The sequence below is a fragment of the Bradyrhizobium sp. 87 genome, from assembly GCF_023073015.1.
In the GTDB taxonomy this organism is placed as follows: Bacteria; Pseudomonadota; Alphaproteobacteria; order Rhizobiales; family Xanthobacteraceae; genus Bradyrhizobium; species Bradyrhizobium canariense_D.
In genome coordinates this window covers 40,605-66,403 of the sequence record NZ_JADPIQ010000086.1, presented here as the reverse complement: position 1 = coordinate 66,403, position 25,799 = coordinate 40,605, and the positions used below count along the sequence as shown (strand labels likewise).

Genomic DNA, 25,799 nt, shown 5'->3' with positions numbered 1-25,799 from the left:
TCCAGTTAGATGCAACCTGATCGCGCTGATAACCCATCTCGGCCGGACATGCCAGTCAAGGCTTGCCAGTCAAGTCAAGGTTTGCCATCGGCCGACCGTTCAGGAACCGCCGTCTTCGCCCCGGCCTGCTCGGCCCGGATCACCATGCCGCCGGCAACGCCGACGCCGATGACGTACATCCAGCCCTCGTGGAAGTCGAACAGATGGGAGTTGAACAACGAGGTGAAGACGTTCTGGACCACGACCAATAGGCCGATCCAGCTTGCAAGGCCATCGCCGCGAAACAACAGCAGGTGCACGATCCAGATCGCGTAGAGGACGGCTATGCCGATGACGCCCCATTGCAAGGCGACGTGCAGCGTCTGGTTATGCGGATTCGGAAAGACCCTGGCCCCCTTGACCCATTCCTCGCCCTTGGAGACCTTCTCGAACAGCCCGTAGCCGGCCCCCGTCCCGTGCCCAACCACTGGGGCTTGCGCAAAGAACTGGATTGAATTGTGCCAGTACACAAGCCGCTCGCCCATGGAGGTCGGGACTCTCTCCTGGGTGTAAAGCCGATAGTCGCGCGAAAACGTCTCCGCGGTTTTGCGCAGTTGCGGCGAGGCCTGCCAGGCGATTGCGGCTGCGGCGAGCAGGACGGCGGAGATGATCGCGATGCTGCGCCATGTCAGGTGAAGCAACGCGAACACGGCGAACATGATCGGCACGGTGACGAGCGCGGTACGGGATACCACCACGAAAGCCATATTGACGAAGAAGCTCAGCGCCAGGGCCGTCAACAGGGCGGCGAGCCAGTAGCGCTTGTCACGCAGCAGGACCACGACCGGATAGGCCAGCGCGATCGCGCACAGCGTGAACTCCTGGCTCTGGTCGATGTAGTTCTTGACGAAGATGCCCCGCTCGAGGGGATCACCGGGTTTCAGCGACAGGCCGGGGTAGAAGGCCACCAGCCAGGACATCACCGACAGCAAGGCGCAGGATGCGAAGAACGCGATGAAGACCCAGTGCCCGCGCGGCGAACGCTCGAAATGATACAGCAGGACGGGAATCACGAGCAGCTTGACGGTCGGCCCGACCGCGTAGAGGCGCGTGCCCCAGGCTGCGTCCGACCACAGCGTTCCCACCACCGCGAGCAGGAACAGCGCGATCGGCGCCGCGCAGATCGGACGTTTCAGCGATTGCAGGAATGCCTTGAAATCGAGGAAAGGCACCATGCAGACCAGGAACGCGGCGTTGAAGATCGCCGTGAGCGAGGTCGACCAGGGCAGCGAGGCCGCGGTCAGGATCGCGAACAGGTCGACCATCTCGCTCCAGGCCACTGGGCTGCGCAGACGCCGCAACAGCATCTGGCCGGTCGTCTCCCCGGCGAGCGTCGTCACTTGCCCTCTCCCCGCGCGCGATGGACCAGCGCCGTCGTGCTGAAGCCCTGGAGAATGTCGACCAGCACCACCGTCCCGCCCGCGGCCTCGACGATCTCATGGCCGACCACCCGCTCGCGGGTGTAATCGCCCCCTTTGATCAGCGCGCTCGGCTTGATGCGGGTGATCAGGTCGATCGGCGTATCCTCATCGAAAATAACGACGAGATCGACAGCTTCGAGCGCCGCCAGCACTTCCGCACGCGCCCGCTCGTCCTGAACGGGGCGGTCGGCGCCCTTCAGCCGCCGCACCGAGGCGTCGCTGTTCAAGCCCACGATCAGGCGGTCGCAGGCGGAGCGCGCGGCCGTCAGCACCTTGACGTGGCCGGGATGCAGGATGTCGAAGCAGCCATTGGTGAAGCCGACGCGCTGGCCCTGTCTCTTCCATTCGGCGAGCTGGGCGTCCAGCGCAGCCGGTTCGAGCACGATCTTCTCCTCGGCTGCGAGATAGGCATGCGGCAAGATCCTCCGCTTCAGCTCGGCCGCGCTCACGCTGGCGGTGCCCTGCTTGCCGACAGCGACGGCGGCCGCGGCGCTGGCCATGCGCAGCGCCGTGTCCCAGCTCGCACCCGTGGCCAGCGACACCGCGAGCGCTGCGGCAACGGTGTCGCCGGCGCCGGAGACGTCGCGCACTTTGACCGGAAACGCCGGAACGTGAACGGCCTCGCCGTTGCGCGGCACCAGCGTCATGCCGTGCTCGCCTTGGGTGACCAGGATCGCCTCGCAATCGGCGAGCCGCATCACGTCCTCGCTGGCATCGACGATGCTCTGCGGCGTGTCGGCCCGGCTTCGGGTCGCCTCCGAAAATTCCTTGCGATTGGGCGTGAGCAGCGTCGCGCCGCGATAGATCGCCCAGTTCAGGCTTTTGGGATCGACGATCACGGGCTTGCCGAGTTTTCGCGCGGCGTCGATGGTGTGGCGGATGACGCGGGCGGTCAGCACGCCCTTGGCGTAGTCGGACAGCAGCACGATGTCGGCGCGCGCGATCTGCGGCAGGATCGCTTCGATCAGCTTGGTCTCGATCGTATCGGAAGCAGGCTGTGCCTGCTCCCAATCCGCACGCAGCATGTGCGTGGAAAAATGCTCGGAGACGAAACGTACTTTTCGCGTGGTCGGACGCGAGGGATCGCACACCAGCACGCTTTCGATTGCACCCTGCTCCGCAAGCGTCGAGGCGAGCCGCCTACCCGCCTCGTCCTCGCCGACGAGGCCGACGAAGATGCAGCGCGCGCCGAGCGCGGCGACGTTGCGCGCGACATTGCCGGCGCCGCCGATATGGAGCTCGCTGCGCTGGGCCGCTATGACAGGCGCCGGCGCCTCCGGCGATATCCGCGACACCTCGCCATAGACGAACTCGTCCAGCATGATGTCGCCGATGCACAGCACCGTGCAGCCTGAGATGGCTTGCGCGAGGGCATCGAAATCGAGAATGGGCGTCGGCATGGTGATGGACCTCAGCGGAAGCGGTCGGGCCGGTCGAGATAATCCCCGACATAGGCCTTCACCGCGTCCTCGAGCGTCGTGAAACCGCCATTGTAGCCGGCGCGGTGGAGGCGATCGACCTCGCTCTGGGTGAAGTACTGGTAGCTACCGCGGATCTGCTCGGGCATGTCGATGTATTCGATGTTGGGGCTGGCGCCGAGCGCAGCATAAGCCGCCAGCATCAGGTCCCTGAAGCTGCGTGCCTTGCCGGTGCCGACATTGAACAGCCCGGACACCGAGGGCGTTGCCAGCAGCCACATGATCACGCGCACGACGTCGTCGACATAGATGAAATCGCGGCGCTGATCGCCGTCCGCGATACCCTCGCGATGCGACTTGAACAATTGCACGACGCGGCCCGCTTTGACGTCGTCGAAGCGGCGCGCCAGAACGCTCATCATCGAGCCCTTGTGGTATTCGTTGGGGCCGAACACGTTGAAGAATTTCAGCCCGGCCCATTGCGGCGGCAGCTTCTCGCCGTTCGCTGCGCGCTCGGCGACGGCGAGATCGAACAGGTGCTTGCTCCAGCCGTAGAGATTCATCGGCCGCAGTTTCTTCAGCGCAGGGACCGAGGCGTCGTCGTCAAATCCCGCCTCGCCGTCGCCATAGGTCGCCGCCGAAGAGGCGTAGATCAACGGCACCGCATTCGCCGTGCACCAGTCCAGGAGGCGCATCGAAAGGCGGAAGTTGGTCTCGAACACGAGGTCGCCGTCGGTCGCGGTGGTCGCGGAAATCGCCCCGAGATGGATCACCGCATCGAGCTTGCGGTCCTTCAGCCAGTCCGGCAGCTCAGCCGGCGGCACGATATCCACAAGCTGCCGCTTGGCGAGGTTGCGCCATTTGCCCTCGTTGCCAAGGAAATCGCAGACCACGACGTCGCTGCGGCCGGACTCGTTCAGCGCGGCGACGACATTCGATCCGATAAAACCGGCCCCGCCGGTTACCAGTAACATTCCAACTTCCCTGCCAGATTTTGCCTGCCCGAAGTTTTGCGGCCCGGTTCTGCCCTAGCGCATGATCCGCCAAAGTGTAAGCGGTTTTGGGATTGCCGCTCAGCCGGCTTTACCTGCCGGCCGGGAGCGGCTAACCGAACCGCCATATCAGCGCACCCGGTCTTATTAACGAATGAACCAAGATTCGCAATTTAGTGGAGCGGTAGATCGGGGCGACGCGCGCCCGATCCTGATCGTCCCCTACATGTGGATCGGCGATTTCGTCCGGAATCACACCGTCGTGCGGGTCCTGAACGAGCGCTGGCCGAACCGGCCGGTCGATCTGCTCACCACGTCCCTGTGCGCTCCTTTGGTCGATTACATGCCCGGCGTGCGCGAAGCGATCGTGTGGGACCTGCCGCGCGGCCGGCTCGCCGTGGGCCGCCAGCTCGGCCTGGCGAAGCTCCTGCGCGAGCGGAACTACGGCACCGCGCTGGTGCTGCCCCGGACCTGGAAGGCCGCCATTGCGCCCGCTTTGGCCGGGATTCCGGAAAGGGTCGGCTTCGTCGGCGAGTTCCGGTTCGGCCTGCTCAATCGCTGGCGCTGGGGCGAAAACAAGCTGCCCCGCTTCATCGACAAGAACGCCGCCCTCGCCCAGCCCAATGGTGCCCCGGTGCCGGCGCAGTGGCCGGTGCCGCAATTGCGGGTCCCAACCGAGGACATCATCCGCTGGCGGCAGGCCAACGGCCTGAGCACAGGCGCCGCCGTGGCGCTGGCTCCCGGCTCGGTCGGCGCTTCAAAGCGCTGGACCTACTATCCTGAAGCCGCCCGCTTGCTCGCCGAGCGCGGCCTTGAGGTCTGGGTGGTCGGCGGCCCCGGAGAAAAGCGCCTGGCCCAGGAGATCGTCGCGGCGGGCGGCGCTGGGGTGCGGGACCTCACCGGCAATGATCTGCGCAACGGCGTGCTGGCCATGGCCGCGGCCGGCGTCGCGATCTCCAACGATTCCGGCCTGATGCATATCGCAGCCGCCCTGGGCACGCCGACCATGGGCATCTTCGGCCCGACCAGCCCCTACCTCTGGGCTCCCCTCAACGGCCTCGCCGCGACCGTGGTCCAGGACAAGAGCGTGCTCTCCTGCCAGCCCTGCCAGAGCACGATCTGCAAGATGAACGACCACCGCTGCATGCGTGACATCGCGGCGCAGAACGTGGTCGAGATCGCGAGAGACGTGCTTGCGAGGACGCAGGGACTTGGAAATGTCTGACGGCCGCGCGGCGAAACCCGCCGCATTCCTCGATCGGGATGGCGTCATCAACCGTGACGATGGCTATATCGGCACGCAAGACCGCATCCGCTGGATGCCCAACGTTGCTAGGGCCATTCGCCGCCTCAACGAGGCCGGCTATTGGGTATTCGTCTTCACCAACCAGTCCGGCGTCGCGCGCGGCCTCTTCACCGAAGCTGAAGTGAACCGGCTGCACGGCTGGATGTGCGACGAACTCGCCCGTGAGAGCGCGCGGATCGATGACATCCGCTTCTGTCCATACCATCCGCAAGGAACGGTCGCCGGCTACATCGGAGAGCATGATTGGCGCAAGCCCGCACCCGGTATGTTGCGCGATCTCGTCCAGCACTGGCCGGTGCAACTCGACGGTAGCTTCGTAATCGGAGATCAGGCCCGGGACATCGAGGCCGGCAAGCCGCTCGGACTGCCGGGCTTTCTCTTTCCAGGCGGCGACCTCGACGCGTTCGTGACCGAGGTGCTCGCCCGGACCAAGCGACCGTAGACCCCGGCGATCCGGCGGGACATCGAGTCGAGAAAGAACGTCAACGAATGCCGTGCCGGAGTGTATCCCGGGGTTCGCGCACAATCTGCAATGCCATCTACTTGCAATGTCTCGTCCGACGGCTCAAACAAGTTCGTAAATCCGCATTTGCATTGCGCAGGCCGCCAAGCCATTGATTCCGCTGCCCGGCTAGTGCATGGGGATGTTTTCTCCGCTCGCTCAGAGCAGTGGACGATAGACCTCACCGATCCGGGCTGCTTCGGCATCGAGGCTGAATTGCGCGAGCACCCGTGCCCGCCCGCGCTCGCCCATAGCGATCGCGGCGGCCACGTCACGCATCAGCGGTTCGACCGCTGCAGCCAGCGCGTCCGCATCACCGGTCGGGATCAGCACGCCGGTCACGCCATCCTCGACCACGAGTTCGGCCGCCCCGGCGCGCGCGGCGACCAGCGCGCTGCCGGCCGCCATCGCCTCGATCAAGGTCAGGCCAAAACCTTCGTTGCGCGAGGTGAAGGCGTAGATCGTCAGCCGCTGATACCAGCGCTGCACGTCTTCGATCGGCAGTTCGCCAGTGATGACGATGCGCGATTGCAGGCCGGCGGCCTCGATCCGCTTCTTCAGGTCGTTTGCAAAAACAGCTTGCTCGGGTGTGACCTGGCCGACGATGATTGCGGTGAAATCCGGATAGCGCGGCAGCAAGCGGCACATCGCATCGACGAACACATCGGTGCCCTTCTGCGCGCGTACCCGGCCGAAGCAGCCGATCGCGTAGCGGCCCGGCAACGCGGTTTCCGCGAAGGCAGCAGTGCGGTCGAGCGGCGGCGCATAGACGGCGGTGTCGACGCCATGCGGAATCACCGTCGCCTTCACCTTCAGGAACGAGGCCGAAAGATCCGATGTCGCGATGATCGTGTCCATGCGCCGGATCAGCCAGCGCGTGATCCAGCTATGATGGCGCTGTGCCGCCGAGGTGAAGACGAGCTTGAGCGGCCAGCCGAGCGCGCGCAACAGCACACCCGCGATCATCTCGTTGTTGCGGCGCGCGTGCCAGATCAGCGGCGCCTTGCGGCGCCACAATCTCAGGAGATCGGCACAGTTCAGGCGCGCGATCCCCTCCGGCGCGTCGGAGCCGAACCACGCGGCGCGAAACAGCTTCGCCAGCCGCGGCGCCACCATCCGGTTGGTCGCGGTGACCCCGGAATAGCGCCTGTGCAGATTTGGCACGATCACTTCGAGATCGCTTGGGGAATTCGCCACGCCACGCTCCGTTTCGAAAGTCCCTATACGCAACATTAAGCATAGTGACCAGTTCAGCCGCGCCGACACCCACTCTTCACCACGTAAACGTTAGCTTGGAGCGTTGATCGAGGACGGGTGAGATCATGACTGTGCTTGTCACCGGCGGTGCCGGCTATATCGGAAGCCACACGGTTCTGGCGCTGGCGGAAGCCGGCGAGGACGTCGTCGTGATCGACGATCTCTCCACCGGTTTCTCCGCCTATCTGCCCGAAGGCGTGCCGCTGTTCATTGGCGATGCCGGCGACGAGAACCTGCTCGAAGGCGTGATCGCCCAGCACAACATCGAGAGCATCATCCATTTCGCGGGCTCGGTGGTCGTGCCGGATTCGATGCGCGATCCGCTCGGCTATTACCGCAACAATTTCACGACCGCGCGCAACCTGCTCAACGTCGCGGTCAAGCGCGGCATCGACCGCTTCATCTTCTCCTCGACCGCGGCGGTCTACGGCGATCCGGACCAGGTGCCGGTGCCCGAGCATGCGCCGACACGGCCGCTGTCGCCCTACGGTTCGTCGAAGCTGATGACCGAGATCATGCTGCACGACGTCGCCGCCGCCTACGGCATGCAGTACGTCACCCTGCGCTATTTCAACGTTGCGGGGGCCGATCCGCAGGCCCGCATCGGTCTTGCCACGGTCGGCGCCACGCATTTGCTCAAGATCGCGGTGGAAGCCGCCACTGGCCAGCGCGCCAAGATCGACGTGTTCGGCACCGACTATCCGACCCAGGACGGCAGCTGCATCCGCGACTTCATCCATGTCTCGGACCTGTCGCAGGCGCATCGCTCGGCGCTCGCTTATCTGCGCAACGGGGGGGCCTCGACGACGCTCAATTGCGGCTATGGCCGCGGCTACTCGGTGCTGGAAACCATCGACGCGGTGCGCCGTGTTTCGGGCCGCAGCTTCGCCGTGCAATACGCCCCGCGCCGGCCCGGCGACATCATGACCATGGTTGCCGACACCAGCCGCATCCGCGGCCTGCTCGACTGGAAGCCGCAATACGACGACCTCGAGACCATCGCAGCGCACGCGCTGGCATGGGAGGACAAGCTGTTCCGCGAGCGTCACGGCGAGCTCCGCCAGGCCGCCTCGGCCTAGATTCCATTCCAGCGCAAGCCCTTAATTGGGCTTGAAAAGCGCTGGCTTAGCGGGCACAGAGGCCGTTCGATCCCTGACGCGCGGGCAGGCTTATTCCTGTGCCGTCAATGGACTGCGGATGGCTCAGTTTCCAAAGAAAATCACCGACGATCCCTATGCGGCAGCGGTCCTGATTCGCCGCCTGGTCACGGAACAGGGCATCATCTACTGGCGGCGCTACCTTGTCGCTTTCGCGCTGATGGCGCTTGCCGCCGGATCGACCGCGGGCGCGACCTACGTGCTCGGCCAGGTCATCAACCAGGCCTATGTCGACAAGAACATCCCGGGCATCGCGATGTTCTCGGGCATCACCGTGATCCTGCTCTTCATCAAGGGCGTGGCGACTTACGGCCACATGGTGATCCTGACCAAGATCTCCAACGCCATCCTCGCCACCAACCAGCGCCAGCTGTTCGCCAAGCTGATGCGCGAGAGCGTCGGATTCTTCTCCGAGCGGCATTCGTCGGAATTCCTGGCGCGGCTGACGGCCGGCGCAAAATCCATCACCGATGTCCTCAACATGCTGGTCAATGCGGTCGGGCGCGACCTCATGATGCTGCTCGCCATGATCGGCGTGATGGTGTGGCAGGATCCGGTGATGTCGTTCATCGGCCTCGTCGCCGTGCCGCCGGCGATGCTGGTGCTGCGCAAGCTGGTCAAGCGCATCAAGGGTCTCGCCTACAACCAGTTCACCGGCACCGCCGACATCCTCGAGACGATGCAGGAATCGCTGCAGGGCATCCGCACGGTGAAAGCATTCACGCTCGAAGACACCATGCAGACCCGCATCGACGAGAACATCGCGATCGTCGAGCGCAACGCCAACAAGATGGCTCGCGTCGCCAACCGCTCCAATCCGCTGATGGAGATGCTCGGCGGCTTCGCGGTCGCCGGCTGTTTGCTTTACGGCGGCTATAGCGTAGTCGCCCTCAACGCCACGCCCGGCGCGTTCTTTTCCTTCATGACCGCGTTCCTGATGGCGACCGAGCCGGCCAAGCGGCTGGCGCGGCTCAACATCGACCTCAACAGCCAGCTCGTTGGCGCCCGCATGCTGCTGGAAGTCGTCGACAGCCCCGCGAGCGAGCATTCCGACGACGACAAGCCGGCGCTGAAACTGTCGACTGCGCGCATCGAGCTGCGCGACGTCAGCTTTTCCTATCGCAACGGTGAGACCGTCCTCAACCGCATGAGCTTTGTTGCCGAACCCGGCAAGGTCACTGCGCTGGTCGGCCCATCCGGCGGCGGCAAATCGACCGTGCTGGGGTTGCTACTGCGCTTCTACGAGGTGACGCAAGGCGACATCGTGATCGACGGCCAGTCGATCGGCGCCGTCTCCCGAAAATCGCTGCGGGCCCAGACCGCCTATGTCGGTCAGGACGTCTATCTGTTCCGCGACACCATCCGCAGCAACATCGCGTTCGGCCGCGCCGGCGCGACCGAAGACCAGATCATCGACGCCGCCAAGGCGGCCTGCGCGCATGATTTCATCATGGGCTTCCCGCTCGGCTACGACACGCCCGTCGGCGAGCACGGCACGCAGCTGTCCGGCGGCCAGCGCCAGCGGATCGCGGTTGCGCGCGCGCTGATCAAGAACGCGCCGATCATCCTGCTTGACGAAGCCACCGCCGCGCTCGATTCCGAGTCCGAGCGGCAGGTGCAGGAGGCGATCGAGCATCTCTGCCAGAACCGCACCACCATCGTGATCGCGCACCGCCTGCACACCATCATGCACGCCGATGCGATCCTGGTGGTCGAGGGCGGCGAGATCGTCGAGCAGGGCCGGCATGACGAGTTGCTCCGCCGCGGCGGCCGCTACGCCTCGTTCTTCCGCCTGCAACATCACGACGCCGGTGCTCTGGCGCCGATCAGCGCAACCGCATAGAGTTCCCTTCACCTCAAGAGCAGCGAGATCGCACCATGAACGCCGCCTCCTACGTCATCCCGCTTCCGACCCAGGCTTCGCTTCCCGTCGTCGGGGAAAGCGGCCGTTATCCCGTGCGCCGCATCTGGTGCGTCGGCCGCAACTATCTCGAGCACATCCGCGAGATGGGCAATGACGAGCGCGCCCCGCCGTTCTTCTTCGCCAAGCACGCCGACATGCTGGTGCCCGACGGCGCCACCATTCCCTATCCGCCGCTGACTAAGGATCTCCATCACGAGGTCGAGCTGATCGTCGCGATGAAGAGCGGCGGCCTCAACATTCCCGCCGACAAGGCGCTCGACCATGTCTACGGCTATGCCGTCGGCATCGACCTGACCCGCCGCGACCTGCAGATCGCCTCGCGCAAGAAGGAGCGTCCGTGGGAGGTCGGCAAGTCGTTCGACTATTCGGCGCCCTGCTCCGCAGTGCAGCCGGCATCGAAGATCGGCCACCCCGCCAAGGGCAAGATCTGGCTCACGGTCAACGGCAAGGAAGCGCAGAAGGGCGACCTCACAGAGCTGATCTGGAACGTGCCCGAGATCATCTGGCAGCTCTCGCAGCAGGTGAAGCTCGCCGCCGGCGACATCATCATGACGGGCACGCCGGCCGGCGTGTCGCAGCTCCAGCCCGGCGACAAGCTCGAATGTGGCGTCGACGGCGTCGGCACGCTGAAGGTGAGCATCGGTCAGCCGGAATAAGGCTGAGCTCGAGATCACGGGACAGCAAAGCCCCGGGCATCGCGTCCGGGGCTTTTTTGCGGATTCAAGTTCGTCGCTCGTACGCCCCCGCGGCGTTGATGTCCTTTCCCGTGTAATCGGTCATCATCGCGGTCGCCACCAGCGTCACGACCGCGCAAATCGCGATGTAGATCGCGATCGCGGTCGCCGAGTGGAACGTGCCGTACAGCCAGGTAGCGATCAGCGGTGCGGGGCCGCCGGCGATCACGGATGCGAGCTGATAGCCTAGCGAGGAGCCGCTGTAGCGAAGGCGTCCGGTGAAGCTCTCGGCGATCAAGGCGGCTTGCGGTCCATACTGCATGTCGTGCGGAATCAGCGACAGGAGGATCGCGAGGAAGATGATGGTCAGCGACCCCGTATTGAGCAGGGCGAAATAGACGAAGCCGAAGATGCCGGTCACGGCAGCGCCGAGCATATACATGTTCTTGCGGCCGATCTGATCGGAGATATGTCCGCACAGCGGGATCGACACGAACGACAGCACGGAGGCCGAGAGCACCGCGGTCAGCAGGAAGTCGCGCGATACGTGCAGGGTGCCGATGCCATAGGAGAACACGAAGGCCGTGAAGATGTAGAACGGCGCCTGCTCCGACATGCGCGCAAAGGCAGACAGTAGAATCTCCTTCGGGTATTCCCGGATCACCGTGAGCATCGGCGTGCGATCGACCTGGCGTTCGGCGACGAGCTTGGAGAACACCGGGGTTTCGAGAATGCCGAGCCTGATATAGAGGCCCACGCCGACCAGGATGATGCTGAGCGCGAAGGGAATACGCCAGCCCCATGCCAGGAACTGATCACCCGCCATCTGGCTGAACACCAGCACGGCAAGATTGGCGAGGAAAAGCCCGCAGGGCACACCGAACTGCGGCCATGATGCGATCAATCCACGGGATCGATCGTTGTGCGCCCATTCCATCGACATCAGTACCGAGCCGCCCCACTCACCACCGACTCCGACGCCCTGAATGAACCGCAGCACGGTCAGGATCACGGCGCCCCAGATACCGATGCTGGCATAGGTCGGCACCACCGCCACCGCAGCGGTCGCCAGTCCCATCAAGAGCAAGGTCGCGATCAGCGTGGATTTACGTCCGATGCGGTCGCCATAATGGCCAAAGATTGCCGCGCCGACGGGCCGCGCGGCGAATCCGACCGCGTAGATCGCAAACGCCTCCAGCGTGCCGACCCAGGGATCGGAGTGAGGAAAGAAGAGCTTTGCGAAAACCAGACCCGTGACGGTGCTGTAAAGAAAGAAGTCATACCACTCGATCGCGGTCCCGATTGTGGAGGCGATCACGGCGCGGCGAAGCTGGCGCTGATGCTCGGGGGCAGTAAGTCGGGTGGCGTCGAGATCAAGTGTTGCCATGGGAGCGCATCCTCAGATAGGCCCCCGCTTGCGTGTTTTCACCTGTTGTTGTTGCCGAAAAAACGACGTTGGGTTCCAAGGGTTCCAACCGACGTGAAATGGGAGGCTAAAACTTTAGTCGGTCGATAAGCCCCGCGAGGGGGGCACTACCAAGCCTTCACCGGCCGATTGGCGTGGCTTGTCTGCGGCACACCGCGATTGAGCGACATGTGCGAATGCACGCAGAGCCAGCTATCGCCATGTCTTGAAAACACCATCGTGGCCCGGCCGGGGCGTGGAAACGCGCTGCCGTCGGGATGATAGCCCGTGCTCGTCCACGGCACGATCACTGTCGCCATTGTGCCATCGGACGATGCCAGGATCGAGGCCTGGTCGATGACGAAACGGAAGTCGGACGTCTTCGGCCAGACGTTGTCCCATTGCGTGGTGACCCATTGGTCGAGGCCGGGAATGACGTCGTTGTGCGTGCCGAACGCCAGCACATCCGGATGGAAGAGCGGCCGCGCCGAAGCATAGTCGACCTCGCGGACATAGCCCGCGAAGGTCTCCAGCCAGTGGCGAAAGAACTGCGTGATCTCGGTATTCGCGGTCGGCAAGGAGGCCATCGCCTGCTCCATGTTCGGCAACTCAAATCAGGCAATCTTGTTGCCATTGGGCGAACCATCCAGCAAGATATGTGGAGAGTACCGGTGGAGATCGATCGACAAGCCGGGCCGATTTCATGGAGCCAGACTCATGAGACGCCTTCTCCTGCTTGCGGCCACGCTTATCGTCTTGTGCAATGTTGCCGGCGCGCAGTCCAGTCAGCCCTATGCTGGCCTTGAGCATCGCCCCATCAAGGCGCTGTCGCAGCAGCAGATCGAAGATCTTCGAGCCGGACGTGGCATGGGCCTGGCGCTTGCCGCCGAACTCAATGGATATCCCGGCCCGAGCCATGTTCTTGAGCTCGGTGATCGACTTGATTTGACCGCGGATCAGCGCATCCAGGTTCAGCGCCTCTTCGATGCCATGAAGCAAGAAGCGGTCCCGCTGGGTAACAAGCTGGTCGAGCAGGAAACGGAGTTGGACCGCCTCTTCTCCGCCCGCGTCGTGACATCGGAATCACTCAAGGCGGCCCTCATTGCCATTTCGGAAACCCAGGCACTGCTCCGCGAAAGCCACCTCAAATATCATCTATCGACAACTGCCTTGCTCGACCGGAGCCAAATGCAGCGATACGCGGAGCTGCGCGGTTACCAACGCCCTGATGGCTCCGAAGAACACAAGCACCGTCACTAAACGCGATCACCGCAATGCCGACAGCACGATGAGGCCGAGGATCACCGCCGTCAGCGAATATTTGAGCGTGTAGTAGACGTTGCGATTCCATTCCTTGACCTTGCGGCTCGCAAGATGGATCTCGTAGAGCTTGCCGAACACCTTGTTGAGCACGCCGACGCTCTCGCCGTCCACGTTCTGGGTTGCAGAGGCCTTGACGATGTGGTGGCTGACCCAGCGGTTGATCGCGGTCATGAAGCCGTATTTCATCGGACGCTCGACGTCGCAGAACAGGATGATGCGGTTGACGTCGGTGGCATTCTCGGCGCTGTGGATGAAGGTCTCGTCGAACATGAAGGCCTCGCCGTCGCGCCAGACGCATTCGACGCCATCGACCAGGATGCGGCACCTGTTCGAGTTCGGCGTGACGAGGCCGAGGTGGTAGCGCAGCGAACCCGCAAAGGGATCGCGGTGGGCGCCGAGCGTGCCGCCCGGCGGCAGCATCGCAAACATCGCACCATGCACGCTCGGAATGGAGTTGAGCAACTCCACCGTCTTCGGGCACAGCGTGCGCGCCGAAGGCAGGAAGTCGTCGTACCATTTCAGGTAAAAGCGTTTCCAGCCGCTCTTGAAGAACGAATAGAAGCCCCAATCGTTGTTCTTCGCCGCCGCTCGAATGAAGCCTTCGTCGAACAGGCGAACGGCCTCGTCGCGAATGGTCTCCCAATGTTCGCTGAGGGCTTGCAGCTCCGGAAACTGCTCCACCGGGATCACCGGCTTGTTCGGCACCGCCGAGCCCGCGTACATCAGCACATTGTAGGGCGCGAGATAGGTGGAGTGGTCCCCGAGCTGGCGCGCTAAGCGCAGTCGCTGCTTGCCGCGGAAATGAACGTAGATCGTCGATGCCGCCAGCACATAGAGAATGACGAGTTGCGGCGCAAAAAGCTGTTTTAACATCTCCCCCGTTCCCCGGTGATTCAACCGGGGACGTGATCTATCCCGACGCGGCCCGAGCGGCAAGATATTCGCCGGTGGGTTGCACTCACGCTCCGGAGATCAGGGCTGGGAACTTGAGGCCGAACCGAGCCGAATCAGGCCCGTGACAGCGCCTGGAGGCCCTTGAAGGTCAGGCGCTTGGGGTCGGTGACGCCGGCAAGATACAGGCGGCGGATGAACGCGATGACGGCGTCGCGGTCGCAATCGGTCAACGCGACGACGGCGTCGACCGCGATTCTCTGGGCTTCCATTGGGCTCACCTCGGCCTTGCAAGTAACCCCGGCCGAGACAGGCTAGGACTCCGCGGTTAATCCGGCGTTAACCGTTCGGGCAGCATGGCCGATTCACCCGACCCGCCGTATACGCAAAACAACGCATTGCCCGTGCGCGCAGCGGCTCACCGGGCGGTGATGCCGTTCTTGAGCCGAGCAAACTGCTTCTTCAGCCGCGGCACCGCAAAGTCCGTGAAGGTCCGCACCTTCGGCACCGAGAGCCGGCCCTGCGGACAGATCAAATGCGCGGGCATCTCGGGATCCTCGTGGCCGGCCAGGACGATCTCGAGTTCGCCGCGCGCGACCTGCTCGCCTACCTGGTACGAATACATTCGCGCCACACCGCGGCCGGCGACGGTCGAGGCCACCGCCGCATAGGTGCTGTTGACGACGAGCCGCGGCGTGAACTGCACCGTGCGGGCGGCCGACGACCCGGCCTGCGGTGCAAAGGTCCAGGAATTGGGAAGGTGCGCCATCGCGACGATCTGGTGCTTGGCGAGGTCGCCGGGCTCGGTAATGCGCGGATGCTGCTTCAGATAGCGCGGTGATGCTACCACGACGCGGCTGATCTCGCCGACCCGCATCGCGACCATTGCCGAATCCGCGAGATGACCGATGCGAAGCGCGACGTCGACCCCCTCCTCGATCAGATTGACCGCGCGATCGAACAGCAGGAGTTTTGCCGAGACGGTCGGATAGGCGTCGAGAAAAGCATCGAGGATCGGCCGCAGCACCATCTCACCCGACACCACGGGCGCAGTGATCGTGAGCAGGCCGCGGGGCGCCGTGCGCGGCCCGGCCGCGATGTCGTCGGCCTCCTCCAACTCGGTGAGCACGCGGCGACAGACCGCGACATAGCGCTCGCCCTCCTCGCTCAGCTTGATGGAGCGTGTGGTCCTGTGCAGCAGCTCGGCACCGACCCGCTGCTCCAGGAAAGCAATGGCGCGGCTCACCGCCGCCGGCGAACGGCCGAGCTTGCGGCCCGCGGCCGCGAGGCTGCCCTCGTCCACCGCAAGGACAAACACCTTCATTGCATCCAGACGATCCATAGGTTTCCCGCCAGCCCATCGAGCTCAGACTGGAAGCTAGGCGTTCGCTCCTGCCGCGACAACCACCGCCAGGAGCCCGCCCGGCATTCGTTCGCGCCGCGAAAGAGTGTCTGCCGGACAGCGCGTATTCGCAGCCGGCCCGCTGCGGCGTACCTCATCGACCAAGCCAGCCGCTGCTGGCGCAGGTTCTGAAAGCCAACAACAGGAGCCCATCATGGGTATCGAACAGAAGGTTGCCATCATCACCGGTGCTTCGCAGGGCATCGGTGCCGCCCTGGTCCAGGGTTTTCGCGATCGCAACTATCGCGTCGTCGCGACGGCGCGCTCCATTAAGCCGTCGGGCGATGAAGATGTCCTCACCATTGCCGGCGACATCGCCGACCGGAAGACCGCCGAGCGCGCGGTCTCGCAAGCCGTCGCCCGCTTCGGCCGCGTCGACACGCTGGTCAACAACGCCGGTATCTTCGTCGCAAAGCCGTTCACGCAGTATACGGCGGAGGACTATGCAGCGGTGATGGGCACCAACGTCGCTGGTTTCTTCCACGTCACGCAGCTTGGCATCGCCGAGATGGAAAAGCAGGGGTCCGGCCACGTCGTCCAGATCACGACGACGCTGGTCGACCAGGCCAATTCGAACGTGCCCTCGGTGCTAGCCTCGCTGAGCAAGGGTGGGTTGAGCGCCGCGACGAAGTCACTGGCGATCGAATATGCCAAGCGTGGTATCCGCGTGAACGCGGTGTCGCCCGGCATCATCAAGTCGCCGATGCATCCCGTCGCGACGCACGCCCAGCTCGATGCGCTGCATCCCGTCGGCCATATGGGCGAGATGTCCGACATCGTCGATGCCGTGCTCTACCTCGAGGGCGCCTCCTTCGTCACCGGCGAAATCCTGCATGTCGACGGCGGCCAGAGCGCCGGCCACTGAACGCTAGCGCCTTCGCGCACGAGGACGACATGACAGACGCAGATGCCAAGCAGCAAGTCCACCCCCGATCGCATCAGCGGTCGGGTTCGACATCACGGACTTCCTCACAGCAAACCTGGCGATATGCGGTAGCAGGATTGTCCGCATCGCTGGTCGGGCTTGGCCTCGCGCGCTTTTCCTACACGCCGCTGATCCCGGCCCTGATCGCCGCAAAATGGTTCGACCCGTCCGACGTCGTCTATCTCGGTGCAGCGAACCTGGCCGGCTATCTTGCCGGCGCGCTCGCGGCGCGGACCGTGGCCGCGCGCATCGGCGCCGTTCGCGGCTTGCGGACGATGATGTTGCTCGCGACCCTCTCCTTTTTTGCCAGCTCGACCCCGGTGTCGTTCACCTGGTTCTTCGCCTGGCGCTTCCTGTCGGGGCTCACCGGCGGAATCATCATGGTACTGGTGGCCTCCGTCATTCTGCCGCATATCTCGGCGGCGAGGCGCGGCATCGTCGGCGGCGTGATCTTTGCCGGCGTCGGGCTCGGTGTCGCCGCATCCGGCACGCTGGTGCCGCTGTTGCTGCAGCAAGGCTTGCAACAGAGTTGGTATGGTCTTGGCGTGCTCGCGGGCACGCTCACGCTGGTGAGTTGGTGGAACTGGCCCGCTGAGGCGAAGGCCGATACCGTGTCATCGCAGCGGGCGAAGCACGCTTCGCCCGCTGCTCGCGGCTTGCTCGTCCAATACGGCCTCAACGCGGTGGCGCTGGTGCCGCACATGGTCTTCATCGTCGATTTCGTCGCGCGCGGCCTCGGCCAGGGTATTGTTGCGGGATCGCACTACTGGGTGCTCTATGGCCTTGGCGCAATCGTCGGCCCGGTGGTCACCGGTCATCTCGGGGACCGCGCTGGGTTTCGACCGGCGCTGCGCGCCGCCTTCCTGATCGAAGCGGCCGCCGTGTTGCTCCCGACCGTCAGTACCGCGCCTCTCCCGCTGATCGTATCGAGCGTGGTGGTCGGCGGCTTCACACCTGGCATCGTACCGCTCGTGCTCGGACGCATCCATGAGCTGGTCCCACTTTCTGCCGAGCAGCAGCGCACGACATGGAGCCATGCCGCGACCAGCTTTGCGCTGTTCCAGGCGGCCGCGGCCTACGGCTTCTCCTGGATCTACGCACAGACCGGCGGCGATTATCTCGTCTTGTTCGCGCTGGGCGGCGGCGCCGTGGTGCTTGCACTCGCGATTGATCTTGCCCTGCCGCTTGCCACGCGCAAGGCTTAGAACGTCGCGGTCGTCGCGATCAGGAATATTGCATCACGCCGTCGTCGATCCGGCCCAACCGCAAGGAGACGATGTCGAGCGCGTAGTTCTGGTAGAGCCGCCACGGCTGCTTCGAGCCTTGCTTCGGCATCTTTGCGACCGAGCGCTGCACATAACCCGAGGTGAAATCGAGCGACGGCTGCGCCGTGATCGTGGGATCGTCATTATGTGGCATGCACTGCCGGAAATTGTGCCGGTCCATGTAGTTGATGAGCCGACAGACATATTCGCAGGTGAGGTCGCATTTCAGCGTCCATGATGCGTTGGTGTAGCCGAACGCAGAAGCCATGTTGGGCACGTCGGCATACATCATGCCCTTGTAGGTCAGCGTGTTGGCGAAATCGACGGCGCGGCCGTCGACACTGATGTCAAGACCGCCGACGACCTGGAGCACCAGTCCCGTCGCGGTCACGATGATGTCCGCCGCAAGCTCGCTGCCGTCCTTCAGGCGGATAGCATCGTGCGTGAACGTGTCGATCTCTTTGGTGACTACGGAGGCGCGCTGCTCGCGGATCGCCTTGAACAGGTCGCCATCCGGCACGAGGCAGAGCCGCTGGTCCCACGGATTGTAGCGCGGCGTGAAATGGGTCGCGACGTCGTAGTCGGGGCCGAGCGCCATCTGCACGCCCTTGAGAACCAGCTCCTTCACCTTCGCAGGGCGGCGCCGACTGAGCTGGAAGAAGAACATCCCCCACATCACGTTGCGCCAGCGGATCAGGTGATAGGCAAGCCGCGTCGGCAGATTGCGCCGCAATTTGTTGGCGACGGGATCCTGTGCAGGGCGCGACACCACATAGGTCGGCGAGCGCTGCAGCATGGTGACCTGCGCGGCCGTCTTGGCGAGCTCCGGCACCAGCGTCACCGCGGTCGCGCCCGAGCCAATCACGACGACGCGCTTGCCCGCGCAGTCGATGTCGTCGGTCCATTTCTGCGGATGCACGATGCGGCCGGCGAAATCCGCAACCCCCGGAAACTCCGGCGTGTAGCCCGCCTCGTATTTGTAATAGCCCGAGCACATGAACAGGAAATTGCAGGTGAAGCGCACGGTTTGTGCCACGCCCTCGCCGGTGATGCGCTCGGCCTCGACGGTCCAGCGCGCCTCACTCGTCGACCACGCCGCACGCTTGACCCGATGGTGAAAGCGGATGTGCTTCTCGATGCCGTTCTCGGCTGCGGTTTCGCGAACGTAGCTGAGAATTTGCGCGCCGTCGGCGATCGCCTTCGGATCGGTCCAGGGCTTGAAGGAATAGCCGAGCGTGAACATGTCGCTGTCGGAGCGGACGCCGGGATAGCGAAACAGGTCCCAGGTGCCGCCGATACAGTCGCGTCCCTCAAGGATGACGTAGCTCTTGGTCGGACATTTGGTCTGAAGATGATAGCCCGCGCCGATCCCGGACAGGCCGGCACCGACGATCAGCACGTCGAAATGGTCTTGAGCCATTGTTTCCTCCGATGCCAAGGATTGTCTGACCGCGATCATTGCTCGTCAACTGGCAATCGGCCTGACACAACCTCGAGGAGACGCGTGCGTCACGCTCAAGACAATAAAGCCCCGGATCGCTCCGGGGCTTTGCATCGAAAATAGATACGATCAGCGGATCAGTAGCGGTAATGGTCCGACTTGTACGGACCTTCCTGCTTGACACCGATGTAATCGGCCTGGTCCTTGCGCAGCTCGGTGAGCTTGACGCCGATCTTGGCGAGGTGCAGGCGCGCGACCTTTTCGTCGAGCGACTTCGGCAGCACGTAGACTTCCTTCTTGTACTTGCCGTCCTTGTTGTTGGCGAAAAGCTCGATCTGCGCCAGCGTCTGGTTGGTGAAGGAGGCTGACATCACGAAGGACGGATGGCCCATCGCGTTGCCGAGGTTCACGAGGCGACCTTCCGACAGCATGATGATGCGATGCTTGTCGGGGAATTCGATCTCGTCGACCTGCGGCTTGATGTTGGTCCATTTCAGGTTACGCAGACCCGCGATCTGGATCTCATTGTCGAAGTGACCGATGTTGCAGACGATGGCGCGATCCTTCATTGCGCGCATGTGCTCGATCGTGATGATGTCCTTGTTGCCGGTCGCGGTGACGAAGATGTCGGCGCGGGGCGCGGCGTCTTCCATGGTCACGACTTCATAGCCTTCCATCGCCGCCTGCAGCGCGCAGATCGGATCGACTTCGGAGACCATGACGCGGCAGCCGGCCTGCCGCAGCGAGGCGGCCGAACCCTTGCCGACGTCGCCGAAGCCCGCGACCATCGCAACCTTGCCGGACATCATCACGTCGGTGCCGCGGCGAATGCCGTCGACCAGCGATTCACGGCAGCCATAGAGGTTGTCAAACTTCGACTTGGTGACGCTGTCGTTGACGTTGATGGCGGGCCATAGCAACGTGCCGGCCTTCTGCATGTCGTAGAGACGATGCACGCCCGTGGTGGTTTCTTCGGAAACGCCCTTGATGCTCTTGGCAATCTCGGCGAAGTAGCCCTTCGGCTTCTCCTTGAGCTGCTTCTTCAGAAGCGCGAAGAAGACTTCCTCTTCTTCCGAACCCGGCTTGTCCAGGAACTTGGTGTCGCCGTTCTCGGCGCGCAGGCCGAGATGGACGTACATGGTGGCGTCGCCGCCGTCGTCGAGGATCATGTTCGGGTGACCGCCGCCGTGCCAGTCGAACAGCTTGGCGGTGTAGTCCCAGTACTCGGTAAGGCTCTCACCCTTGACGGCGAACACCGGAATGCCGGCGGCTGCGATCGCCGCCGCGGCGTGGTCCTGCGTCGAATAGATGTTGCAGGAGACCCAGCGGATGTCGGCGCCGAGCGCGGCCAGCGTCTCGATCAGCACGCCGGTTTGGATCGTCATGTGCAGCGAGCCGGCGATACGGGCGCCCTTCAGCGGCTGCTTCGGGCCGTACTCCTCGCGGGTGGCCATCAGGCCGGGCATCTCGGTCTCGGCGAGCGAGAGCTCCTTGCGGCCGAAATCGGCGAGCGAAATGTCCTTGATGATGTAATCTGTGAAGCCGGGCTTCGCGTTCATTGCGGGCGTCCTGTTGTTGAATTGGTCATCCCGGGTCACCCTGGAGGGCGAGCCCGGAATCTCGATGCGATCGATTAGGAATTCCGGGTTCGCCGCTGTCGCGGCGCCCCGAAATGTCGTCGGTGATCAGACCGCGCGCTTGAGCGCTTCGACGAGATCGGTCTTCTCCCAGGAGAAGCCGCCCTCGTTGTCGGGAGTACGGCCGAAATGGCCATAGGCGGAGGTGCGCGCGTAGATCGGGCGGTTGAGATCGAGATGGCTGCGGATGCCACGCGGGGTGAGATCCATCGCCTTGGCCGCGGCCTTCTCGAGCTGATCCTCCGACACCTTACCGGTGCCGTGGGTGTCGATGTAGATCGACAGCGGACGCGCCACGCCGATGGCGTAGGCGAGCTGCAGCGTGCAGCGGTCGGCAAGACCGGCCGCGACGATGTTCTTGGCGACATAGCGGGCAGCGTAAGCCGCGGAGCGGTCGACCTTGGTCGGATCCTTGCCGGAGAACGCGCCGCCACCGTGCGGAGCCGCGCCACCATAGGTGTCGACGATGATCTTGCGGCCGGTCAGGCCGGAATCGCCATCGGGACCGCCGATGTAGAACTTGCCGGTCGGGTTGATGTGCCAGATGGTCTTCGCCGTGATCCAGTCCTTCGGCAGCGCCTCGCGCACATAGGGCTCGACGATGTCGCGAATTTGCTTGGACGAGATGTCCTCGACCAGATGCTGGTGCGACACCACGATCTCGCGCACGCCGACCGGCTTGCCGTTCTCGTACTGCACGGTGACCTGGCTCTTGGAGTCCGGGCCCAGCACCTTCTCGCGGCCGGAGTGGCGCGCTTCCGAGATGAGGCGCAGGATCTTGTGGGCGTAAAAGATCGGCGCCGGCATCAGATCCGGCGTCTCGTTAGTGGCGTAGCCGAACATAATGCCCTGGTCGCCCGCGCCCTCTTCCTTGACTTCGCCCGGCTGCAGCGCATCGACGCCCTGCGCGATGTCGGCCGACTGCGGATGCAGCAGGATCTCGATGTCCGCCTTCTCCCAGTGGAAACCTTCCTGCTCGTAGCCGATGTCCTTGATCGCAGCGCGAACGACGCCTTCGATCTGCTCGTTGGTGACGGATGCCGGACCGCGGGTCTCGCCGGCGATCACGACCTTGTTGGTGGTCGCGAGCGTTTCGCAGGCGGCACGAATTTGCCAGGGATCGATGCCGGCTTTCGGTCCTTCGCGGTAGAACAGATCGACGATCTCGTCGGAGATCCGGTCGCACACCTTGTCCGGATGGCCTTCGGACACGGACTCGCTGGTGAAGAGATAGGACGCGCGCATCAGTAACCCCTTGTTCCGCCGCTAGCTGGCGGGCGTTGCGATATTTAGCTTTGAATGATGTCAATCACGCCGGCGCGAGATGACGTAGGATTCGTCGAGAAACCAGAGCCCATTGTACTTTCGCAGCACGTCCCTGGCGGCGTCCAGAGTGCGGCCGTTTTGAGTCATTTCCGTCAACCGGTCGTCCTCAATCTGAGCCACATACACTGCCGCATTCCAGGCTGCAAAGGCCGTCGAGGTTCCGATGGTGCCCGTCACCTCGTTGGGCAGCGCTTCCATATCATACCTGAAGATCGAGCGGTTATCTGCGTAAGCATTAAAATTTAAGTCGCGGCCCACCGAGCCGAGCTCGTACTTCACCGCGCGCAATAGCTCATGACGGCTCACCGAGAAAGGATTTTCTCCGGGCCAGATCGCCTGGATCATCTCCATGCCCGGATCCTGGCCGTGGGAGTGAATACCGATCAAGCGGCCGCCTGCCCGCAAGGCCCGCGCCAGGGGCGCTATGATCCGTTTTGCCCTGAAATTGACCGAGGACAGCGCCCGGTATGGCTGGGATGCGATAACGAGATCGAAATTGGCCTCGGCCTGGCCCGGCCGTGGAATGGTCGAATCGAGCAGAAAACGCTGATCTTCGCGGTAGAGCACCAGCACGACAGGTCGCTCATAGAGCGGCATCCCCGTGCGCGGGCTGACCGCCGCGCGCCAGTTCTGCTCCAAAAACGGCTTCAACTCCGCGATTTGCGTCTCGAACTCACCGGAGGAAGCCCCCCGCAGGGGAACCTCGTGCCAAACGGTCGCGGCCGCCGCCGCGGGCGATGCCGGCGTGAGCCAGGGCGCCTCCGCGTAGAGCATGTTGGTAAAAACGAACACCGAGGCCGGGTGCTCGAAAATGCGATCCGGCACCTTGTCCAGCGTCAGGCGGAGGTCCTCGAGACTGAGCTCCTTGCCGGCGACATAGAACGGCATGTGCGGAAAGCGCTGGTGCATCGAGCGCAGCACGCGCGCCAGTACCGTGCCGTCGCCAACGCCGGCATCGAACACGCGCAGCGCCGGGGGCCGGGGATGGATGCTGGCAAGCTCCAGCGCCACGCGCTCGGCGACCACCCGCTTCTCACTGCAAGTGTGGACGAACAGCAGGTATTTCTGCCGGTTCTCGAAAAAGCGGAAATTGCCGCGCGGATCGCGCTTTTCCGGGGGCACCTGAAGCCCCCGCGGCGGCGGCACGCCGCCGGCCATCGATGCAGCCATGTAGGCCTGGATCCGGTCCAGGGTATCGATCGTGATGCGTTTGCCCTCGCGCAAGCGGTGCACGAGCTTCCCATCGTTCACCGCGCGCCGGCCGAACGTCGACTCCGCCATGTCCGCCTTACGGCAGAACTCGGTGATTTCGCTCAGGATTTCGTCATTCTTCATGGAGTGGGACGCAGTGGGCAGAGGGATTGGGTAGTGCCTCCTAGCAAAATCTGCCCACTGAGGGAATAGCGAAAGAGCCACCCCTGTTTGCCGTTTGTACAACAGGGAGCCGTGAACCACCTTCCCCTGCCGGGTAACCAACAGACGCCTCTCCTCTACGGGACCACCGCCAATGCGTCGCCTGCTCGTCGCGCTCTGCCTGCTCGCCGCAACCCTGTGGTCGGCGCCAGCTTTTGCGCAGGCGCGCAACCAGCTTGGGCCGCTCTGCACCACCGACACCACGCTGGCAGACCAGATGATCGACGCCTGCAGCAAGATCATTTCGCTGAAGGTGTTCAAAGGCGAGCAGCTCGCGACGGTCTACTTCTGGCGCGCGGTGGGCTGGAACAAAAAGGGCGATTACGCCAAGGTCATCACTGACGCCACGGAAGCGATCCGGCTCCAGCCGAGCCAGGCAGTCTACAATCTGCGCGGCTCGGCGTATTACGACAGAGGCGAGTACGAGATCGCGGTCGCTGATTTCGACGATGCGCTGAAGCTCGGCCCGCCTGACGGAACCATCTTCCACAATCGCGGTAATGCCTGGCGCGGCAAAGGCGATTACGCCAAGGCGATCGCCGACTACGACATGTCGATCAAGGCCAATCCAAAATCGGCGTTCTCGTACCAGAACCGCGGCATCTCCAAGGAGGCGCTCGGCGATCTCGACGGCGCGCTGACCGACATCAACCAGGCGATCCGACTCGACCCGACGCTGCCGCAGCCGCTGATCAACCGGACCGCGATCTGGCGTGTCAGAGGCGATTACGATCGCGCGATTGCCGACGGGAGCGAAGCGATTCGGCTCGCGAAAGAGAAGCCGCCCGTCAACATCATGACGCCGCCGAACAGCGTGCTGATCTCGGGCTACACCCATCGCGCGCTGGCCTATGAGGCGAAAGGCGATTACGCGCACGCGAGCGACGACTACAAAGCCACACTGGCGATCGCGGCGTCCGATGCCGGCAGCAAGGCCAATCAAACCACCGCAAAGGTGCGGCTGTCGCTGATCACCGACGCCAGCGCACCGATCCCGCGCGATGCGCCGTCACCGACGACCGAGCCGGCAAAGGCACCGGCTCCCCAGCAGACCGGTGCCGCGCCGCCCCCCTCGCCTGCTCCGGCCGCGCGCAGCACGCGCATGGCGCTGATCATCGGCAATGGCGCCTATGCGCATGTCAAGGCGCTGCCCAATCCGCCCAATGACGCGCGCGCCGTTGCGAAGAGCCTGCGCAACATCGGCTTCACTGTATCAGAAGGCGTCGATCTCGATCGCGCGGCGATGCAGAAGATGACGCGTGACTTCTTGCGGGAGGCGGCGCGGGCGCAGGTCGTATTGGTCTACTATGCCGGCCACGGTGTGCAGGTCGACGGCCGCAACTATCTCATTCCTGTCGACGTCGAACTCAAGCCGGGCGCGAGGATGACGGACGCGATGATCGACATGGACACGATCATGGCCGGCCTCGACGACCAGGTCCGCACCAACATTTTGATCTTCGATGCCTGCCGCAATAATCCGATGGCACAGCAGGTCGCATCAGCCGGCACCAACCGCGCCATCGAAGCTGCCTCGGGCCTCGCAGCGCCAACGAGCCTGGGCGCCGGCGCGACGCTCGGCGCCGGCACGCTGATCGCTTTCGCCACTGCGCCGGGCCAGGTCGCTCTCGACGGCGAAGGCGCCAACTCGCCGTTCTCCGCCGCGCTCTCCCACCACATCGGCACGCCCGGTCTCGAGGTGCAGCAGATGCTGACACGTGTGCGGGCGGAGGTGGTTTCGACCACGAAGAGCAAGCAGGTGCCGTGGTCGAACTCCTCGCTGCTGGGAGAGGTCTATCTGGCGGAGAAATGATGCGAATTGGCATCTTCCCGGCAAACTGCCTTTACCCCGGCGAGCGTAGCATCCCGGAACAAGCAGTCCCGCACATCGCGAGGCTCTTGCGGCCATAGTTGCGGTTTTGATCGTGCTGGCATCCCGCGCCGAAGCGCCAAAATTACAACAGCTCGCGAGATAGTCGAGCGCAACCTGCGGCTGCTCTTTACCACAACCTATCGTTATCTTATAATGATTGCGCCACCGACCAGGCGGTGGATTGGTTGCTGGGGAATTCTGTGAGAAA

Annotated in this window: 22 protein-coding genes; 9 read left to right on the top strand and 13 right to left on the bottom strand. The window is 63.8% G+C overall.

The features are described from left to right. Window positions 1–74: 74 nt before the first annotated feature. From IVB50_RS21140 to rfaD, 3 genes are read right to left on the bottom strand one after another with little or no spacing between them, the layout of a single operon-like run. Window positions 75–1,379 (bottom strand): O-antigen ligase family protein, encoded by a 1,305-nt coding sequence (locus IVB50_RS21140; protein ID WP_247297113.1) that lies wholly within the window; start codon window positions 1,377–1,379, stop codon window positions 75–77. Then, entirely contained in the window at window positions 1,376–2,848 is a 1,473-nt protein-coding gene (rfaE1, locus tag IVB50_RS21135) for a D-glycero-beta-D-manno-heptose-7-phosphate kinase (RefSeq protein ID WP_247297336.1), read from the bottom strand. Before rfaE1 ends, IVB50_RS21140 begins: the two co-directional genes overlap by 4 nt. A gap of 23 nt (window positions 2,849–2,871) precedes the next feature. Continuing rightward, window positions 2,872–3,852 (bottom strand): ADP-glyceromanno-heptose 6-epimerase, encoded by a 981-nt coding sequence (gene rfaD / locus IVB50_RS21130; RefSeq protein WP_247297110.1) that lies wholly within the window; start codon window positions 3,850–3,852, stop codon window positions 2,872–2,874. A gap of 172 nt (window positions 3,853–4,024) precedes the next feature. On the opposite strand from rfaD, the gene waaF reads away from it, so the two are divergent. Beyond that, the gene (waaF, locus tag IVB50_RS21125) at window positions 4,025–5,095 is read left to right on the top strand and encodes a lipopolysaccharide heptosyltransferase II (protein WP_247297109.1); all 1,071 of its coding nucleotides are present in this window, start codon (window positions 4,025–4,027) and stop codon (window positions 5,093–5,095) included. Continuing rightward, the gene (locus IVB50_RS21120) at window positions 5,088–5,618 is read left to right on the top strand and encodes an HAD family hydrolase (RefSeq protein WP_247297108.1); all 531 of its coding nucleotides are present in this window, start codon (window positions 5,088–5,090) and stop codon (window positions 5,616–5,618) included. The genes waaF and IVB50_RS21120 overlap by 8 nt, the downstream gene beginning before the upstream one ends. A gap of 219 nt (window positions 5,619–5,837) precedes the next feature. Here IVB50_RS21120 and IVB50_RS21115 read toward each other — a convergent pair whose 3' ends face one another. Continuing rightward, complete coding sequence (locus tag IVB50_RS21115; protein ID WP_247297107.1) at window positions 5,838–6,875, bottom strand: glycosyltransferase family 4 protein; 1,038 nt, start codon at window positions 6,873–6,875, stop codon at window positions 5,838–5,840. A gap of 125 nt (window positions 6,876–7,000) precedes the next feature. On the opposite strand from IVB50_RS21115, the gene galE reads away from it, so the two are divergent. The 3 genes from galE to IVB50_RS21100 all read left to right on the top strand — a co-directional run bounded on the left by galE (window position 7,001) and on the right by IVB50_RS21100 (window position 10,672). Further along, window positions 7,001–8,014, top strand: a complete 1,014-nt coding sequence (galE, locus tag IVB50_RS21110; protein ID WP_247297106.1) for a UDP-glucose 4-epimerase GalE — start codon at window positions 7,001–7,003, stop codon at window positions 8,012–8,014. Between the two features lie 118 nt (window positions 8,015–8,132). Next, the gene (locus tag IVB50_RS21105; protein ID WP_085348708.1) at window positions 8,133–9,935 is read left to right on the top strand and encodes an ABC transporter ATP-binding protein; all 1,803 of its coding nucleotides are present in this window, start codon (window positions 8,133–8,135) and stop codon (window positions 9,933–9,935) included. Window positions 9,936–9,970: 35 nt separating this feature from the next. Further along, the gene (locus IVB50_RS21100; RefSeq protein WP_085383345.1) at window positions 9,971–10,672 is read left to right on the top strand and encodes a fumarylacetoacetate hydrolase family protein; all 702 of its coding nucleotides are present in this window, start codon (window positions 9,971–9,973) and stop codon (window positions 10,670–10,672) included. Window positions 10,673–10,736: 64 nt separating this feature from the next. Here IVB50_RS21100 and IVB50_RS21095 read toward each other — a convergent pair whose 3' ends face one another. Both IVB50_RS21095 and IVB50_RS21090 read right to left on the bottom strand, forming a co-directional pair. Further along, window positions 10,737–12,077 carry an MFS transporter gene (locus tag IVB50_RS21095; RefSeq protein ID WP_247297104.1) on the bottom strand — a complete coding sequence of 447 codons (1,341 nt, stop codon included), beginning with the start codon at window positions 12,075–12,077 and terminating at the stop codon, window positions 10,737–10,739. A 146-nt stretch (window positions 12,078–12,223) separates the two neighbouring features. Continuing rightward, a complete protein-coding gene (locus tag IVB50_RS21090; RefSeq protein ID WP_035995651.1) occupies window positions 12,224–12,682 on the bottom strand; it encodes a nuclear transport factor 2 family protein in 459 nt (152 codons plus the stop codon). 130 nt (window positions 12,683–12,812) lie between these two features. Here IVB50_RS21090 and IVB50_RS21085 point away from each other — a divergent pair, with 130 nt between their 5' ends. Further along, complete coding sequence (locus tag IVB50_RS21085; protein ID WP_247297102.1) at window positions 12,813–13,355, top strand: hypothetical protein; 543 nt, start codon at window positions 12,813–12,815, stop codon at window positions 13,353–13,355. Window positions 13,356–13,361: 6 nt separating this feature from the next. On the opposite strand, the gene IVB50_RS21080 is transcribed toward IVB50_RS21085, so the two are convergent. The 3 genes from IVB50_RS21080 to IVB50_RS21070 form a co-directional block, all read right to left on the bottom strand. Continuing rightward, entirely contained in the window at window positions 13,362–14,291 is a 930-nt protein-coding gene (locus IVB50_RS21080; RefSeq protein ID WP_247297100.1) for an aspartyl/asparaginyl beta-hydroxylase domain-containing protein, read from the bottom strand. A 134-nt stretch (window positions 14,292–14,425) separates the two neighbouring features. Continuing rightward, window positions 14,426–14,581 carry a hypothetical protein gene (locus IVB50_RS21075; RefSeq protein WP_007612486.1) on the bottom strand — a complete coding sequence of 52 codons (156 nt, stop codon included), beginning with the start codon at window positions 14,579–14,581 and terminating at the stop codon, window positions 14,426–14,428. Between the two features lie 146 nt (window positions 14,582–14,727). Further along, window positions 14,728–15,651, bottom strand: coding sequence for a LysR family transcriptional regulator (locus IVB50_RS21070; protein ID WP_247297099.1), 924 nt, complete (start codon window positions 15,649–15,651; stop codon window positions 14,728–14,730). A 214-nt stretch (window positions 15,652–15,865) separates the two neighbouring features. Here IVB50_RS21070 and IVB50_RS21065 point away from each other — a divergent pair, with 214 nt between their 5' ends. Both IVB50_RS21065 and IVB50_RS21060 read left to right on the top strand, forming a co-directional pair. Beyond that, the gene (locus IVB50_RS21065) at window positions 15,866–16,576 is read left to right on the top strand and encodes an SDR family NAD(P)-dependent oxidoreductase (RefSeq protein WP_247297097.1); all 711 of its coding nucleotides are present in this window, start codon (window positions 15,866–15,868) and stop codon (window positions 16,574–16,576) included. A gap of 29 nt (window positions 16,577–16,605) precedes the next feature. Continuing rightward, window positions 16,606–17,841 (top strand): YbfB/YjiJ family MFS transporter, encoded by a 1,236-nt coding sequence (locus IVB50_RS21060; protein ID WP_247297096.1) that lies wholly within the window; start codon window positions 16,606–16,608, stop codon window positions 17,839–17,841. A 19-nt stretch (window positions 17,842–17,860) separates the two neighbouring features. Here the strand turns inward: IVB50_RS21060 and IVB50_RS21055 are convergent, their stop codons facing one another. The 4 genes from IVB50_RS21055 to IVB50_RS21040 form a co-directional block, all read right to left on the bottom strand. Then, on the bottom strand, window positions 17,861–19,321 hold the full coding sequence (locus IVB50_RS21055) for an NAD(P)/FAD-dependent oxidoreductase (RefSeq protein ID WP_247297095.1): 1,461 nt from the start codon (window positions 19,319–19,321) through the stop codon (window positions 17,861–17,863). Between the two features lie 158 nt (window positions 19,322–19,479). Continuing rightward, window positions 19,480–20,901 (bottom strand): adenosylhomocysteinase, encoded by a 1,422-nt coding sequence (gene ahcY / locus IVB50_RS21050; RefSeq protein ID WP_247297094.1) that lies wholly within the window; start codon window positions 20,899–20,901, stop codon window positions 19,480–19,482. Window positions 20,902–21,027: 126 nt separating this feature from the next. Next, window positions 21,028–22,224 carry a methionine adenosyltransferase gene (gene metK / locus IVB50_RS21045; RefSeq protein ID WP_204511798.1) on the bottom strand — a complete coding sequence of 399 codons (1,197 nt, stop codon included), beginning with the start codon at window positions 22,222–22,224 and terminating at the stop codon, window positions 21,028–21,030. Window positions 22,225–22,284: 60 nt separating this feature from the next. Next, window positions 22,285–23,640 carry a hypothetical protein gene (locus tag IVB50_RS21040; RefSeq protein WP_247297334.1) on the bottom strand — a complete coding sequence of 452 codons (1,356 nt, stop codon included), beginning with the start codon at window positions 23,638–23,640 and terminating at the stop codon, window positions 22,285–22,287. A 172-nt stretch (window positions 23,641–23,812) separates the two neighbouring features. Here IVB50_RS21040 and IVB50_RS21035 point away from each other — a divergent pair, with 172 nt between their 5' ends. Then, complete coding sequence (locus IVB50_RS21035; protein ID WP_247297093.1) at window positions 23,813–25,531, top strand: caspase family protein; 1,719 nt, start codon at window positions 23,813–23,815, stop codon at window positions 25,529–25,531. Window positions 25,532–25,799: the final 268 nt, after the last annotated feature.

Excerpts from the sequence above, each read along its gene's own strand:
- IVB50_RS21075 (WP_007612486.1), bottom strand. The coding sequence starts at position 14,581 with ATGGAAGCCCAGAGAATCGCGGTCGACGCCGTCGTCGCGTTGACCGAT.
- ahcY (WP_247297094.1), bottom strand. The coding sequence starts at position 20,901 with ATGAACGCGAAGCCCGGCTTCACAGATTACATCATCAAGGACATTTCG.
- rfaD (WP_247297110.1), bottom strand. The coding sequence starts at position 3,852 with ATGTTACTGGTAACCGGCGGGGCCGGTTTTATCGGATCGAATGTCGTC.
- IVB50_RS21060 (WP_247297096.1), top strand. The coding sequence starts at position 16,606 with ATGACAGACGCAGATGCCAAGCAGCAAGTCCACCCCCGATCGCATCAG.
- IVB50_RS21080 (WP_247297100.1), bottom strand. The coding sequence starts at position 14,291 with ATGTTAAAACAGCTTTTTGCGCCGCAACTCGTCATTCTCTATGTGCTG.
- IVB50_RS21085 (WP_247297102.1), top strand. The coding sequence starts at position 12,813 with ATGAGACGCCTTCTCCTGCTTGCGGCCACGCTTATCGTCTTGTGCAAT.
- IVB50_RS21120 (WP_247297108.1), top strand. The coding sequence starts at position 5,088 with ATGTCTGACGGCCGCGCGGCGAAACCCGCCGCATTCCTCGATCGGGAT.
- IVB50_RS21105 (WP_085348708.1), top strand. The coding sequence starts at position 8,133 with ATGGCTCAGTTTCCAAAGAAAATCACCGACGATCCCTATGCGGCAGCG.
- IVB50_RS21055 (WP_247297095.1), bottom strand. The coding sequence starts at position 19,321 with ATGGCTCAAGACCATTTCGACGTGCTGATCGTCGGTGCCGGCCTGTCC.
- IVB50_RS21070 (WP_247297099.1), bottom strand. The coding sequence starts at position 15,651 with ATGGATCGTCTGGATGCAATGAAGGTGTTTGTCCTTGCGGTGGACGAG.
- IVB50_RS21040 (WP_247297334.1), bottom strand. The coding sequence starts at position 23,640 with ATGAAGAATGACGAAATCCTGAGCGAAATCACCGAGTTCTGCCGTAAG.
- IVB50_RS21100 (WP_085383345.1), top strand. The coding sequence starts at position 9,971 with ATGAACGCCGCCTCCTACGTCATCCCGCTTCCGACCCAGGCTTCGCTT.
- metK (WP_204511798.1), bottom strand. The coding sequence starts at position 22,224 with ATGCGCGCGTCCTATCTCTTCACCAGCGAGTCCGTGTCCGAAGGCCAT.
- IVB50_RS21035 (WP_247297093.1), top strand. The coding sequence starts at position 23,813 with ATGCGTCGCCTGCTCGTCGCGCTCTGCCTGCTCGCCGCAACCCTGTGG.
- IVB50_RS21090 (WP_035995651.1), bottom strand. The coding sequence starts at position 12,682 with ATGGCCTCCTTGCCGACCGCGAATACCGAGATCACGCAGTTCTTTCGC.
- IVB50_RS21095 (WP_247297104.1), bottom strand. The coding sequence starts at position 12,077 with ATGGCAACACTTGATCTCGACGCCACCCGACTTACTGCCCCCGAGCAT.
- waaF (WP_247297109.1), top strand. The coding sequence starts at position 4,025 with ATGAACCAAGATTCGCAATTTAGTGGAGCGGTAGATCGGGGCGACGCG.
- IVB50_RS21065 (WP_247297097.1), top strand. The coding sequence starts at position 15,866 with ATGGGTATCGAACAGAAGGTTGCCATCATCACCGGTGCTTCGCAGGGC.
- galE (WP_247297106.1), top strand. The coding sequence starts at position 7,001 with ATGACTGTGCTTGTCACCGGCGGTGCCGGCTATATCGGAAGCCACACG.